Source organism: Deinococcus peraridilitoris DSM 19664 (assembly GCF_000317835.1).
GTDB classification, from domain to species: domain Bacteria; phylum Deinococcota; class Deinococci; order Deinococcales; family Deinococcaceae; genus Deinococcus_A; species Deinococcus_A peraridilitoris.
The window spans coordinates 319,267-332,863 of sequence record NC_019793.1; the positions used below are offsets into that span (position 1 = coordinate 319,267).

Genomic DNA, 13,597 nt, shown 5'->3' on the forward strand with positions numbered 1-13,597 from the left:
ACGCTCGAGGAAGTGTCAGACGCGTCATTCGTCATTGAGCAGCACCTCGCTGCCATGCCCGCCCTCCACCACCTCCCACCGGTTTCCCCACGGATCGGCAAGGTAGACTCGGCGCTGTTCCAGTCGGTCATCGGGTTCGCAGGCCACGCCGAACTGCTCGGCTCGCCGTGTCAACGCCTCCAGATCGTCACACCGCAGGCAGGGATGGGCCTTGCGGGCGGGCGCGAACGCCTGCTCCACGCCCACGTGTACCTGGCGCCCGTCGGGCAGACCGAACCACGCCCCACCATGGGGACGCAGCGGCGCGGGTTTGCGCAGTTCCGGCAGTTCGAGAAAAGTACCAAAGAACGTGCGCGCCGCCTCTTCACACCCTGCTGGCGCGCAGACCTGTACATGGTCGAGTCCGACGATCATGTGCTCAGGCTAGAGCAGCAAGGCCTGGAGCAGCTGTCACAACCTCGGAGACAGCAGCCGGTCAGTTTCCCGGAGTCTGTGCCTGCTGTGCCGCCAGCATGACATAGCCTTCCACCAGCCTTACGATGACCGGATTATGGGTATGAACCCCGTGGGCTTCGCGTGACGCATCGACCTGGGCGTTCGCGGTCGCGTCCATGAAGTGCGCGACGACGGCCGCCTCACCGTCACGCGCCAGCAGAAAGGCCCGCTGCCCTGGGGCAGCGATGGCGGGCAAATCGCTGACCTCTGTGCGGGTGACCTGCACACCCCGTCCGGTAATGCGTTCCAGGTGCGTGGCAAAATCACCTTCCCCGGCGAGGTGCAGCCGGTTTCGCGCGCCCATGGCGAGCGTTTCACACAAGGAACGCACGGCAGCGTCACCTCGCAGCGCGTAGACAGCCTCGGGGGCCGGATCGGGTGTCAGGCGTGAAAGATCGCGTTCCAGGGCCCCGAGCCGGTCGTCAAACGAACGGCGTGCACGGCCGATGTATTCACGGGCCGACAGCGGCGCGTATTCCATGGGGCTTTCTCCCACCCGGGCCGCCAGGCCGCGCGCTTCGAGCCGCTGCAAGGTTTCGTAGATCTTGGGACGCGGAATGCCCGCCTGACGCGCGATCCGCGCCGGAACAGCGCGGCCGAGCGCCAGCAGGGCGGTGTAGGCACGCGCCTCGTATTCGGTGAGGCCCAGTGCCTGAAGATGCACGACAGCAGTCATCGGTCCCAGCTTACGCTGTTTGCCCAAAAAGCGCGCCCACGAAGGGGCGCGCTGCTGACCTGCGAATTTTGGTTACTTGGCGTTGATGACTTCGAGCGCCTTGGCCAGCTGTGCGTCGGTCTTGAGGTCCACAATGGCCTGGCCGTCCCCGGCCGGCACCACCCGCGGCTTGGGCGACTCGGCAAAGGTGAATTTGCCTTCGGCGTCGGCGGTCGTTTCCAGCTTGCGCTCACCGATGGTCACCGTGACTTTCTGGCCTGGCTGCACGCCCGTGCCCGAGTACGTCACGATTTTCGGGTAGCGGGTATCGGCCACCTGCACATTGGGCTTGATGCCTTCCTTGTTAATCGAGCGCCCCTTGGGCGTCAGCCATTCCTCGAAGGTGATGTGGGCGCGTCCGCCGTTCACCAGCGGCTGCACTACCTGCACGACGCCCTTGCCGAAAGTCTTTTCACCGACGATCTGCGCGCGGCCCGCATCCTGCAGGGCACCGGCCGTGATCTCCGAAGCCGAGGCACTGCCCCCGTTGGTCAGGACCACCAGCTTGCCCTTGTAGTCGGTGGCCTGGTTGGAGGCCTTTCCGGCACCCGGGCACTCGACGCTCCCGGCTTCGCCGCCGCGCATGCGGACTTTCATGATGTCACCCGAGGACAGAAACTGGTCGACGACAGCAGTGGAAACGCACAGGTTGCCCCCCGGGTTATCGCGCAGATCAAAGACGACCTTGTCGATTCCCTTTGCCTTGAAGTCGGCAAAGACCTGGGGAAACTGCTGCAGTACTTTCAGGTTGCTGAAGTCGTTCAGCGCCACATAACCCACGTTGCCCGGCAGCACCGTGCTCTGCACCGACACGATGGTGACGCGGGCACGGGTCATGGTGACCTCGTAGGAGCCCTCACCGCGGCCGAAGGTGATCTTGACGGGCACGCCTTCCTTGCCACGCACCTTCCCCACGATTTCGTTCTGAGGAATCTTTGATACGTCCTGACCGTCAATTTTCAGAAACACGTCACCGGGGCGGACGCCGGCTTTTTCAGCCGCACCACCCTTGTACACGCCCTCGATGCGTCCTCCGTTCCCATTGGCGTCCGCTGCCACGAAGGTCACGCCGATGCCAAAGAACTCACCCTGCTGATCTTCCGCGTCACGGGCCGCTTCAACCGGGGCCACGTAGCGGGTGTAGGGGTCTTCAAAGGTGGCGAGCATCCCCTTGATGGCGCCTTCGAGCAGCTTTTCGCGCTCGACCGGCTTCAGCGCGATCTGATCGACCACCGTCAACGCCTGCAGCAGTGTCTGTCCCGTCGGAGTGCCGAGCACCTCGGCAGGAGTGTAGGTGCGGAGCTGCGCGTATCCGACGGCCGTCGTGGCCGCCAGCGCTCCGGCGACGATGAGCATCTTGACTGAGGGTTTCACGCTCGCAGCTTAGCGTTTCTTGATGAGTTTCCACCGTGCGCGCGCACCCGGTACGGCGGCGGCGCGAGCGGGTCACGCCGCTCTCAGGCATGTTGAGGCAGTCTTCAGGTATGCTGGCCGCAGCTCATGATCACCTTGCCAGCCGCTCTCTGTCGTCATTCTGGCCTTCGGTCCCACCGGCCACCGCCTGCGTGGCACCAGCACCTGAGAGCGTCGGTCCGTTCCCCGGAAACAGTTCACGCTGTTCGTTGCGTCCCCACTTTCCCGCGCGTCACCCTCCCTCACACCTTGAGCGCCGCACTGTCCACGAAGGCAAAACGTGCGCCACAGAGGAATTCATGATTCAGTTTCACCACGTGAGCCTGGAGTACCCTGTCACCCGCACGCTGGCCCTCGACGATCTGAACGTACATATCAAGAAAGGTGAGTTCGTGTATCTGGTCGGCCACAGTGGCGCGGGCAAAAGCTCGTTCATGGGGCTGGTCCTGAAACGCACGCTGCCTACGCGCGGCGATGTCTATGTGGGTGGAGAGCCGCTGCGCCGCTACCGTGCCGGGCGCACGGCCCTGCACCGGCGGCGCATCGGCATGATCTTTCAGGACAATCAGCTGCTGCCCCATCTGACCGTAACCGACAATGTCGCCTTTGCCCTGCGTGTGACGGGTGTGCCGCGCCGCGAATGGGACGGGCGCGTTTCGGCATCTCTCAAGCTGGTGGGTCTGGAGCATAAAAAGCACGCCCTGCCCGTGCAGCTGTCGCAAGGCGAACAGCAGCGCGTGGCCATCGCCCGCGCAGTGGTCGGCGAGCCCCCCCTGTTGCTCGCCGACGAGCCCACCGGCAACCTCGATCCGGACAACAGCCGTGAGGTGCTGAAAGTGCTGCAGAACGTCAATCTGCGTGGAACCACCATTGTGGTGGCCACCCACGCGCGCGAACTGGTCGAGACCTTTCGTCACCGCACGCTGACGCTGCGGCGCGGCAAGCTGGTGCGCGACGATCCGTACGGGGGGTACGCGCTGTGACCTATCACTGGCGTCAGGCGCTGCTGGCGATGCGGGGCAACCTGACCGCGACGCTGTCCACCCTGACCACGATGGTGCTGGCCCTGGTGATGCTGGGTTTCGTGGTGCTCCTCACCCTCAACGTGGACCGTACACTCTCGCAACTCGAATCACAAGTGGAGGTCGCCGCCTTTCTGCGCGACGGCGCGAACCTCGAAGAACTGCTGGGCGCGGTCCAGACCCTGCCCACCGTGCGTGAAGCGAGCGTGGTGCCCAAGGATCAGGTGCTCGAGGAGATGACGCGTGATTACCCGTACGTGCGGGAAGCGGCAGAGCTGGCCGGCAACCCTTTTCCGGACACCGTGCGGATCCGGGTCTCGCGGGTGACGGACACCCAGGGCGTGGCCGCCGCCGTCTCACGGCTGCCCGGCGTCGAGAGCGTCGAGTACGGTGCGGGCTACGTCGATCAGACGGCGCGCATCCTGAACGCCGTGCGTCTGGCAGGGTACGCGCTGGTGGGACTGCTGCTGCTCGGGACGCTCTTCAACATCCTGAACGCGGTGCGTGTGGCGATGTACGCCCGACGCAGCGAAATCACCGTGATGCGGCTGCTGGGGGCGACCCGCGGCTTTATCCGCCTGCCGTACCTGATCGAAGGTGTGTTGCTGGGCCTCCTGGGCGCGGCACTGGCCGGCGCCATCCTGTATCCGGGCTATACGGTGCTGACCGATCGCGTCTCGCTGCTCGTACCTGCCTTGCCGCTGGTGCGTGACCAACTGCTGCTGCTGCAGTTGCTGGGCGTGCTGGCCGGGCTGGGGGTGCTGGTGGGCCTTCTGGGGAGTGTGGTGGCCTCGGCCCGGTACCTGCGGGAGCTGGAGTGAACGAGCGGGCACGGAACGCCACGGGCGTCTGGCGTGCCTTCGCGCTGCTGGGGCTGCTGGCGCTCGGTACGCTGACGGGCGCGCAGACGACTTCGCAGAAACTGCAGCAGCTGCAGCGAGAATTGACCGAACAGCGCTCTCTCAGCGAGGCGCAGCGTCAGCGGCTCGAAGAACTGCGGCGCAATATCGCCTCACTCGGTCAGCAGCAACGTGAGACGCTCGGTCGCCTGGACGCGCTGGGCGAGGATATCGCCGTGATGGAAAGTCAGGGGCGTCAGTTGCAGCTGCGCGTGCAGGGCGTCGAACAGGAAATTAGGCGGCTGGAGGGTCTGATCGAGCTTTCCAGTGCACGCATCGAACGCCTCAAGACGAGCGTGCGCACCCTGATGCGCACCGTGCAGCGTGAACGCTCCTCGATGTATCTGCAGGTTCTGTCACAGGCCAAAAGCCTGCCGGACCTGCTGATCCGCATGCGGTATGCCAACGCCCTGGGCCAGCAGAACGTGCGGCTGGTCCGCACGCTCAAGCAGGAGACCGAGACGCTCCAGGAATTGCGGGCACGGCAGCTGGACCAGCAGGCCCAGTTGGAAGCCTTGCAGCGCGATTTACAAGCCAAGCTGGAAGCCGTGCGCGAGCGCCGCACGGAGCAGCAGGCGCTGCTGGCAGAGCTGCAACGCTCGGCGCAGGGTCAGCAGGCCCTGGCCCTGCAGACACAGGCCCAGCAGCAGGTCACCGCGCGGGGCATCGAGGGGCTGGTCTCCGGCATCCTTCAGGAACGCGCCCGGCTGGAAGCCGAGCGCAAGGCGCGCGAGGAAGCCGAGCGCAAGAGGCGTGAGGAAGAAGCCCGCCGCCTTCGCGAAGCCCAGGAACGGTTGCGCCTGGAGCGTGAGCGGCTGGCACGACTGGCCCGTGAGCGGCTCGCAGCGCAGCAGGCCGCCGAAAGATTGGCCGCCCAGCAGGCGGCACAGCGCGCCGCGCAACAGGAAGCCGCTCGGCGCGCCGCGCAGCAGGCCGCAGAACGTCAGGCGGCGCAGCAGGCCGCTGCCCAGGCCCAGAGGCAAGTCGAGCGCGAGGAGCAGGCAATCACGGCCCGGCAGCAGCAGCTGCAACAACAGGAAGCGCAGGCAGCCACCCTGAGCGTGCCCCTGCCCGACAACGTCGGACGGCTCAGCGTCCCGCTGGCGGGCGGAAGGGTGTCGGTGCCTTTTGGGCGTGAAGGCAGTTGGACAGTGCTTTCCAGCGAGCCCGGAGCGCAGGTGGTCGCCGCTGCCGACGGCGAGGTGATCGGTGAGACCACGTACGCCAACGAGGGCTGGGTGGTGCTGGTGAGGCACACCCCCACCCTGTTTACGGTGTACAGCGGGCTCCAGCAGCCCAGTGTGAGCACGGGTGCCCGCGTATCGCGTGGGCAGGGCCTGGGCTTTGCGGGCGGATCGCCCCTGCTGGGCGCCGACAGCATCCGCTTTCAGGTGGTGGTCAGCCAGAACGGCGCTCAGCGCTATGTGGCCCCGGAGTTTTGACGCTCCTTGTTGTGAGCCCCCGCGATTTGCTACACTTTTTCGGTGCGCTCGGGCTGGCTGCTGTCGAGTGCGCAGCCAAGCCAACCCTCACCCCGCAGAGGAACACCTAACAACATGGTCAAAATTCGTTTGTCCCGTTTCGGCTCCAAGCACAACCCCCACTACCGTATTGTCGTCGCCGACGTTCGTCGTCCGCGCGACGGTGGGTACATCGAAAACCTCGGGCATTACGATCCCCGCAAGACCACCGAGAACTACCTCAAGGTGGACGTGGAGCGCGCCCGTCACTGGCTCGCGCAGGGCGCCCAGCCCACCCAGACCGCACTGCGTCTCCTCAAAGCGCAAGGTGTGTTTGCCAGGAACACCGAGCAAGCCTCGGCCTGATCACCGAGTCCCGGAAGCCACCGCTCGGCGGTGGCTTTTTTTGAGCCTTGAGCCGGGCCTGCGACGGTTCATCACGCCGTCCTCACGGGTGAGCGTCATGATGCCGACGTGATTCGCTCGTCTCAACGACGTGTCCTGTTCGCGCTGATTCTGGCCCTGACCGGCGGGGCGGGGAGCGCACAGAACGCCTCTGTGCCACCCGCACAGCCTCCAAGCGTCGAGCGGCTGTCCTCTGCTCAGGCGCAGGCGTTCGAGGCGAAACTGCAGAAGAAGTACGCCGCCGCGCAGGTACGGGTGTACCGCGTGAACGGAGATCTGGCTGTCCTGCTGCTCAAACCGGCCTTTTACAGGCCGCCGCACGTGCTGCTCGACGCCGACACCAAACTGGCCCCGGCCGCACACGATGCCAAGGTCGCCGGACTGCTGCAGCGCTACGAGGAACACTTCACCGGCATCGCGCAGGAAGTGCTGAACACCTTTGGTGCTGCGGGCGTCGGCAAGGCACTGCAGCTGCAGCTTTCGAACGACAATCCGGGTGGGCGCGAACTCACGGTGAACGTTCCGGTGGCTTACCTCAAGACCCTGCAAAGCCGTCCGCTCGACGCCACGCGCGCCGGAGAACTCAAGCGGGAGCTGACCCGCAAGTTCTCGCCAACGGCAGTCAAGCTGTCGAAAACAGGTGGCGCGCTGATCGTGCAGCTGCAGAATCCGAATTTTTACCGGCCGCCCAACGTTCTCGAAGCGGGTGACCTGACGGTGGCTTCGAAGGCCAGTGCCAAAACTGAGCGTCTGCGCAGAACGTACGACGCGCCCCTGCAAGACATCCTGCGCGGTGCAGTGCAGGCCTTTTTCGAACCGGACGTGCAGTCATACGTTCTGCGCGTGGGCCGTCTTTCGGGTGGTCAGTGGGTCTATCTGGACTTGACGGTTCCGCGCAGCGAAGCGGCCCAGTTGCGCCGATGACGTCTCCTTGCCCCGCACGGCGTACCGACCCGAGCGTTTGGTCGGGCAAACACCACGGGCAAACTGCTTTCCATCGCTGGGCGGTCGCTCTACAATGGACGCATGAAGACCGACCCCAGCGACCTCGCGTTGTTTATTACCCAGAGCGTGGTCGACCAGCCCGCCCTCGTGCGGGTCTCGAAAAGCGGGCAGAACCTGCTGATTCGTGTGGCTCCCGGCGAGGAAGGCCGAGTGATCGGCCGGAACGGTCGTGTGATCCAGGCCTTGCGCACCGTCGTCCGCCTGGTCAGCGATCCACGCGAGCGCCTGAACGTCGATCTCGACGCACCCCGAAAAGACACGAATCGCTGAGCGCCGTTGGCGTTCGCTTCAAAACCCGTTCGAGAAAGAGCTGCACTTGACCTCTCCCGCTGTACCGCCCGATGTCATTCGAGTTGGCCATGTTCTAGGTGCTTTTGGCGTCCAGGGCGCCGTACGTCTGTACGTCATCGGTGACCCGGCGCGTCTTGTCAAGCTCACGCGCTTCTTTGTCGAGGGGCGCGGCTGGCTGCGCGTCAAAGGGCGTGACCTGCACGGACCGGGGCTGACCGTGACGTTTTCGGGCGTGCAGGACCGCGACGCTGCCGAACGCCTCAGAAGCGCGCCCGTCTTTGCCCACGAGGACGAATTGCCCCCGCTGCCCCACGATGAGTTTTACTATCACGAGTTGCGCGGCCTCCCGGTGCGCACGCCGGGCGGTGAACTGATCGGCGAGGTGCGCGACGTGCAGGATGCCGGGCCGCAGGATCTGCTGTTGGTGAGCCACGCGAACGGCGACTCGCTGGTGCCGCTGCAGGCGCCTTATGTCGAGATTGTGCGAGATTCCTCGGACCCCAAAAAGCCATTGGCCGCTGTGATTCTCGACGCACCTCCGGGCCTGCTGGGCGAGGACTGAATGCCCGGACGACTTGGTCAGTCCTCCCGAGGATCATGATGCGGTTTTCACTGCTCACGCTGTTTCCGGAACTGCTGCGGCCCTGGACGAGCGAGGCGCTGTTGGGCAAGGCGGCCGCGAAAGGCCTGCTGAGCTTTGACGTGCTGGACATGCGCGATTTCGCCGGCAACAAGCACCGCAAGGTCGATGACACCCCCTACGGCGGCGGAGCAGGCATGGTGATCCGCGCGGATGTGGTCGAGCGCGCGGTCGCGTCAGTTGGCAAAGTAGACGAGTTGATTTTGCTTACCCCGGCGGGAACGCCCTTTTCGCAGCGTATGGCCGAGGAGCTGTCGACCCGCTCCCATCTGGCGGTGCTGTGCGGGCGCTATGAAGGCTTTGACGCGCGCGTCGAGGTCATGGTCACCCGTGAAGTGTCGATCGGAGACTTCGTGATGATGGGCGGCGAAGCGGCGGCGGCCTGCCTGGTCGAAGCAGTGGCGCGGCTGCGGCCCGGTGTGATCGGTGACGAGGAGTCACATCACCAGGATTCCTTTTCGAGTGGTCTGCTCGATTACCCCGAGTACACACGGCCGGCCGTGTGGCAGGACCAGACCGTTCCGGAAGTGCTGCTTTCCGGCAATCACGCCCTGATCGAGCGCTGGCGACGCGACGAGGCACTCACGCGCACCCTCCGGCGGCGCCCCGACCTTCTGCGCTCTGCCGAGCTGACGCCTCAGGACAGTGCGCTGTTAATTTCGCTGGGCGTCACCCTCGGCGAAATCGAATCCTGGGGAGCGCCTCCCCCACCCCCGCCAAAACGCCGACGGCGATAAGCGCCGCAGGTTACCGAACGAACATTCTCAGGCCGACAATTGATTCACAGTCTGTAGCCATCCATCAATTCTCGGTCATTATTCGGGCGCAGCATACGACCATGACCTTGCCGCTCTTTCCGCTTCCCGACGTCGTGTTGCTGCCGGGCCTGGTCTTGCCGCTCTACGTCTTCGAGCCGCGCTATCGGGAGCTGCTCGCCCGCGTCAGGCAGACTGGCGAACCCTTCGGCATCTCGCGTCTGTTGCCCTCGCCGCATCCCGAAACTCCGTTCGAAGAGCGCGTGGCGCGTCTGGGGACCCTGGCCCACCTGCGCCACGTCACCGATCACGAGGACGGGACTGCATCGATTGAGGTGGTCGGTGGAGAACGCTTCGAGGTGCAGCAATTCGACCATGCCCACGGTTACCTGAGTGCCACAGTGCAGGTCCTCCCGTTGCCGCAGGGTGACCCACACGAGATCGAGGTGCTTTCCAGGCGCCTGATCGAAAGTCTGGCGCGTCTGCGCAACACGGACCCGCTCCGGGTGCAGGCTGACGTGCCACAGGACCCGTTGCTGCTGGCCACGTATGGTCTGGCGTTGCTGCCCCTGTCAGGCGAGCAGCGCGAAGCAGCCCTGCGCGCTTCCACCCTTGCCGAGCGCTTCAAATACCTGTCGGCCCTGCTGCACGAACGAACTTTGAACTGACTCAGATTGTCCGCACAATTGCCATACAGTTGCCGTGGCGGCGGATGCCCGGCCGCAGGCCGCCAGCCTCCACTCGCCCGCCTTTCACCTCCGGAAAACCGGGGGCGTCATCGGCTCAGGGGATCAAGCCGGGCACTTTGGTGACGGACAGTTCGGGGTGCAACACCGTTACGTTTTCAACATAATGAGGCCAGATTCATGATATACTGTTCGGGTTGGGGTCAGGGTATTTGTGACGCTGCCCTGTTCGCTTCCGTGAGAGGAGCGGCCCCCGCGTGTTTTGGGACACGGCGTCAATCCTGCCTTCGGAGGTTTCGTGACGAGCATTCACCCCGTGGACATCACCAGCGAGGTCAAGTCCAACTTCATCAACTACGCCATGACGGTCATCGTAGACCGAGCGTTGCCGGACGTGCGCGACGGCCTCAAGCCTGTTCAGCGCCGCATTCTCTACGCCATGCTGCAAGAAGGCCTGGCCAGCAACCACAAGCACTCCAAAAGTGCCGGTGTGGTCGGCGAGGTCATCAAAAAATACCACCCGCACGGTGATACCGCCATTTACGACGCGATGGTTCGCCTGGCCCAGTGGTGGAATTTGCGCTACCCGCTTGTTGACCCGCAGGGGAACTTCGGCTCGATCGACGGAGATCCGGCGGCCGCCTACCGCTACACCGAAGCGCGTCTCACCAAGATCGCCGAAGAAGTGCTGGCCGACATCGAAAAGAACACCATCGATTACAAGCCCAACTTCGACGAGACCACCGAAGAACCCACGGTGCTGCCGGCGGCCGTGCCCAACCTGCTGATCAACGGCGCTACGGGTATTGCGGTGGGCATGAGCACCAACATTCCGCCGCACAACCTCACCGAGGTCTGCAACGGCCTGCTGGCCTTGATCGACAATCCCGACCTGACGCTCGACGAGCTGATGACTTTCGTGCCAGGGCCGGACTTCCCCACCGGCGGGCGCATCGGCAAGACCGGCATCCGTGACGCCTACGCCACCGGGCACGCCGGCATCCGGGTGCGGGGCAAGGCCCGCATCGACGAGAAGAACGGGCGCAACCAGATCATCATTTCCGAGATTCCTTATCAGGTGAACAAAACCAACCTGATCCAGACCATCTCGGCGATGTACAAGGCCGGCAAGATTCCTGACATCGCCCGCCTGACGGACGAATCCGACCGCAAAGAGCCCGTGCGGATTGTGATCGAGCTCAAACGTGGCGCCATTCCAAGCCTGGTGCTCAATCAGCTTTACAAGTACACCCAGTTGCAGAGCACATTCACGATCATCAACCTGTCGATCGTGAACGGCGAGCCGCGTGTACTGCCGCTCAAAGACACCATGCAGTACTTCCTGGCGCACCGCCGCGAAGTCGTCACGCGCCGCACCCAATACGACCTCGACAAGGCCCAGGCGCGCGCGCACCTGATCGAGGGTCTGTTGATCGCGCTCGATCACATCGACGAGGTCATCGCGCTCATCCGCAAATCGCAGACGACCGCCGAGGCCAAGGACGGTCTGCAGGCCCGCTTCGGTCTCTCCGAGGTGCAAGCGCAGGCCATTCTGGACATGCGCCTGCAGCGCCTGACCGGTCTGGAGAGCGACCGTCTGAAAGGCGAGTACGCCGAACTGCAGTCGACCATCGAGCGTCTCACGGCCATTCTGGGTGACGAGCGCAAGCTGTGGAACGAGATCAAGAAAGAAATCCGTTCCATGCGCGACAAGTACGGTGACGAGCGTCGCAGCAGTATCACCCTGCTGGAAGAAGACATCAACAAAGAAGACCTGATCGCGGTCGAGGACATGGTCATCACCATGACCCGCGCCGGGTACCTCAAGCGCACCAAGCTCGACGCTTTCCGTGCGCAAGGCCGTGGCGGACGCGGCGCGAGCGGTGGCCGCCTGCGTGAAGAGGACACCAACACCCGCGTGATGGTGGGCAGCACGCACGACTTCCTGCTGTTCTTCACCGATCAGGGCCGGGTCTTCCACGAAAAGATCTACGATCTGCCGGAAGTGGGACGCGACGCCAAGGGCACCTACATCAAGAATCTGTTGCCCGGCCTGCGTGACACCGAGAGCATCGCCTCGGTGATGTCGATCAAGGGCTTTGACCAGGAAGGCAGCTTTGTGTTTGCCACCAAGCGCGGCATGATCAAGAAGACCCTGATCCGTGATTACGCCAACATCACCTCGGCCGGTCTGATCGCCATCAACATGATGGAAGGTGACGAGCTGATAGGAGTCGGCATCGTCAAGGACGGTGAGCACGTGGTCCTGGCGACGGCGGAGGGACAGGCGATGCGCTTTGATGCCAATGACGTGCGCGACACTGGCCGCGCCACCCAGGGTGTGATCGGTATCCGCCTGCGCGAAGAGGACAAGGTCGTCAGCATGGCGCTGGTGCCCAGCGAAGGCGAGACCGAACTGCTCGCGGTGAGCGAATGCGGTCTGGGCAAGCGTACCCCGCTCAGCGAGTACCCTGCCAAGGGCCGTGGAGGCCAGGGTGTCATCACCCTGAATGTCACCGACCGCACCGGAAATCTGGTGACCCTCGCGCACGTCTCGGGAGACGAGGAGCTGATGGTCCTGACCGAGAAGGGTGTGGTCATCCGCACGCGGGTCGAGGAATTGCGTGTCTCGGGCCGCAATAGTCAGGGTGTCAAGGTGATGGACATCGGTAAGGGTGACCGCGTGATCAGCGCTTTCCCCGTCAAAAAAGAAGAAGAGCTGTAAGAGCGCTCGGCTTTCAGCGGTCAGCCTGCGCAGGCTGACCGCTCCTTTTTTGATTTCCTGCTGCCTGGCTTTCAGGGTCTTTGCCCTTGGGGACCGCGTGGCAGCAAGCGGCTTTTCTTCGGTGATGGCGGTCGTCGCAGCCTTGTGCTGCCCATGGAACGGACAGACGAATGATCGGTTTAGCTTTAATGGAGGTCACCTTGGTGTGGCCCAAATCTTGCGATGAGAAGCCTAGAGGGGCGGTTTATCGTGGAATGCCCGAAGCACGGCCTTCACATTTTTTACCGTGAGGATTGACCATTGTGACGTGAACAATTTTTAAAGAAACATTTTTGTTTACAAAAAAGTAACTTGGGTGTACACTGTAATCAAGGTTGGGAAGGACCCACCGGCGCCCGCCAGGACGCCTTCCAACGATGGCTCAGTGCCCGCTCACTTGCCCAAGGAGGCAGCTATGCTTCTCGAAAAGACCTTTGTTGATTCTGTCACCTACCGTCCTGGTGCGGTGATTCTTTACCCTGGCAAGAGCGACATGCTCTACCGGGTCCAGAGCGGCCTCGTTCGCATCCACACGATGGACGACGAGGGAAACGGTCTGACCCTTCGCTATGTCAAGCCCGGTGAGTTCTTCGGTGAGGAATCCCTGACCGGCCTGGAGCGCTCCTACTTCGCCGAGGCCGTGACCGACAGCACCGTGGACGTCATCAATCCCGCGCTGATGAACGCCGAGGACAACCTCGAAGTCACCACCCACCTCGTCAAGATGCTTGACCGCGCTTACGAGAGCATCTACCGTCTGGTCGGCAAGCGTCTGCGCTCGCGCATCGCTGCCGAGCTGCTGGAACTCGCCGATACGGCCCTGGCGACCAAGCAGGCCAGCGGTGAAACCATGATCTACGCCACCCACGACGAGCTGGCCGCCGCTGTCGGCTCAGTGCGCGAAACGGTCACCAAAGTGGTCGGAGAGCTGTCGCGCGAAGGCGTGATCAGCGCTGGCTACGGCAAGATCACCCTGCGTGATCCGAGCGCCCTCAAGCGCATCGCTGCAGAGTAAGACAGGAAAATTCAGGGCGGTCGGCCTACCCA

The 13,597-nt window shown here is 63.7% G+C and carries 14 protein-coding genes; 11 read left to right on the forward strand and 3 right to left on the reverse strand.

Translation table 11 applies throughout. The annotated features are described in order from the left end of the window. Window positions 1-24 precede the first annotated feature (24 nt). The 3 genes from DEIPE_RS01395 to DEIPE_RS01405 form a co-directional block, all read right to left on the reverse strand. A complete protein-coding gene (locus tag DEIPE_RS01395; RefSeq protein WP_015234195.1) occupies window positions 25-414 on the reverse strand; it encodes a VOC family protein in 390 nt (129 codons plus the stop codon). Window positions 415-475: 61 nt separating this feature from the next. After that, entirely contained in the window at window positions 476-1,171 is a 696-nt protein-coding gene (locus tag DEIPE_RS01400; RefSeq protein ID WP_015234196.1) for a TrmB family transcriptional regulator, read from the reverse strand. A gap of 72 nt (window positions 1,172-1,243) precedes the next feature. Beyond that, window positions 1,244-2,584 carry a S41 family peptidase gene (locus DEIPE_RS01405; RefSeq protein WP_245557574.1) on the reverse strand — a complete coding sequence of 447 codons (1,341 nt, stop codon included), beginning with the start codon at window positions 2,582-2,584 and terminating at the stop codon, window positions 1,244-1,246. A 338-nt stretch (window positions 2,585-2,922) separates the two neighbouring features. On the opposite strand from DEIPE_RS01405, the gene ftsE reads away from it, so the two are divergent. The 11 genes from ftsE to DEIPE_RS01460 all read left to right on the forward strand — a co-directional run bounded on the left by ftsE (window position 2,923) and on the right by DEIPE_RS01460 (window position 13,565). Beyond that, window positions 2,923-3,606 (forward strand): cell division ATP-binding protein FtsE, encoded by a 684-nt coding sequence (gene ftsE / locus DEIPE_RS01410; protein WP_015234198.1) that lies wholly within the window; start codon window positions 2,923-2,925, stop codon window positions 3,604-3,606. Next, a complete protein-coding gene (locus DEIPE_RS01415; RefSeq protein WP_015234199.1) occupies window positions 3,603-4,466 on the forward strand; it encodes a cell division protein FtsX in 864 nt (287 codons plus the stop codon). The genes ftsE and DEIPE_RS01415 overlap by 4 nt, the downstream gene beginning before the upstream one ends. Continuing rightward, window positions 4,463-5,986 carry a murein hydrolase activator EnvC family protein gene (locus tag DEIPE_RS01420; RefSeq protein WP_015234200.1) on the forward strand — a complete coding sequence of 508 codons (1,524 nt, stop codon included), beginning with the start codon at window positions 4,463-4,465 and terminating at the stop codon, window positions 5,984-5,986. The genes DEIPE_RS01415 and DEIPE_RS01420 overlap by 4 nt, the downstream gene beginning before the upstream one ends. A gap of 114 nt (window positions 5,987-6,100) precedes the next feature. Next, on the forward strand, window positions 6,101-6,370 hold the full coding sequence (gene rpsP, locus DEIPE_RS01425) for a 30S ribosomal protein S16 (RefSeq protein WP_015234201.1): 270 nt from the start codon (window positions 6,101-6,103) through the stop codon (window positions 6,368-6,370). A 108-nt stretch (window positions 6,371-6,478) separates the two neighbouring features. Then, on the forward strand, window positions 6,479-7,333 hold the full coding sequence (locus DEIPE_RS01430) for a hypothetical protein (RefSeq protein WP_015234202.1): 855 nt from the start codon (window positions 6,479-6,481) through the stop codon (window positions 7,331-7,333). Between the two features lie 102 nt (window positions 7,334-7,435). Further along, window positions 7,436-7,684 (forward strand): KH domain-containing protein, encoded by a 249-nt coding sequence (locus DEIPE_RS01435; RefSeq protein WP_015234203.1) that lies wholly within the window; start codon window positions 7,436-7,438, stop codon window positions 7,682-7,684. 46 nt (window positions 7,685-7,730) lie between these two features. Beyond that, complete coding sequence (gene rimM / locus DEIPE_RS01440; protein WP_015234204.1) at window positions 7,731-8,267, forward strand: ribosome maturation factor RimM; 537 nt, start codon at window positions 7,731-7,733, stop codon at window positions 8,265-8,267. Between the two features lie 35 nt (window positions 8,268-8,302). Continuing rightward, window positions 8,303-9,082, forward strand: coding sequence for a tRNA (guanosine(37)-N1)-methyltransferase TrmD (gene trmD / locus DEIPE_RS01445; protein ID WP_041230626.1), 780 nt, complete (start codon window positions 8,303-8,305; stop codon window positions 9,080-9,082). Window positions 9,083-9,183: 101 nt separating this feature from the next. Continuing rightward, window positions 9,184-9,768, forward strand: coding sequence for an LON peptidase substrate-binding domain-containing protein (locus DEIPE_RS01450; RefSeq protein WP_015234206.1), 585 nt, complete (start codon window positions 9,184-9,186; stop codon window positions 9,766-9,768). A 316-nt stretch (window positions 9,769-10,084) separates the two neighbouring features. Next, window positions 10,085-12,511: a DNA gyrase subunit A gene (gene gyrA, locus DEIPE_RS01455; protein ID WP_015234207.1), complete on the forward strand. Its 2,427-nt coding sequence runs from the start codon at window positions 10,085-10,087 to the stop codon at window positions 12,509-12,511. 454 nt (window positions 12,512-12,965) lie between these two features. Next, window positions 12,966-13,565 (forward strand): helix-turn-helix domain-containing protein, encoded by a 600-nt coding sequence (locus tag DEIPE_RS01460; RefSeq protein ID WP_015234208.1) that lies wholly within the window; start codon window positions 12,966-12,968, stop codon window positions 13,563-13,565. The last annotated feature ends 32 nt before the right edge of the window (window positions 13,566-13,597 follow it).

Coding starts and splice junctions, on each gene's coding strand:
- DEIPE_RS01400 (WP_015234196.1), bottom strand. CDS start 1,171: ATGACTGCTGTCGTGCATCTTCAGGCACTGGGCCTCACCGAATACGAG.
- rpsP (WP_015234201.1), top strand. CDS start 6,101: ATGGTCAAAATTCGTTTGTCCCGTTTCGGCTCCAAGCACAACCCCCAC.
- DEIPE_RS01450 (WP_015234206.1), top strand. CDS start 9,184: ATGACCTTGCCGCTCTTTCCGCTTCCCGACGTCGTGTTGCTGCCGGGC.
- DEIPE_RS01435 (WP_015234203.1), top strand. CDS start 7,436: ATGAAGACCGACCCCAGCGACCTCGCGTTGTTTATTACCCAGAGCGTG.
- DEIPE_RS01460 (WP_015234208.1), top strand. CDS start 12,966: ATGCTTCTCGAAAAGACCTTTGTTGATTCTGTCACCTACCGTCCTGGT.
- trmD (WP_041230626.1), top strand. CDS start 8,303: ATGATGCGGTTTTCACTGCTCACGCTGTTTCCGGAACTGCTGCGGCCC.
- ftsE (WP_015234198.1), top strand. CDS start 2,923: ATGATTCAGTTTCACCACGTGAGCCTGGAGTACCCTGTCACCCGCACG.
- DEIPE_RS01395 (WP_015234195.1), bottom strand. CDS start 414: ATGATCGTCGGACTCGACCATGTACAGGTCTGCGCGCCAGCAGGGTGT.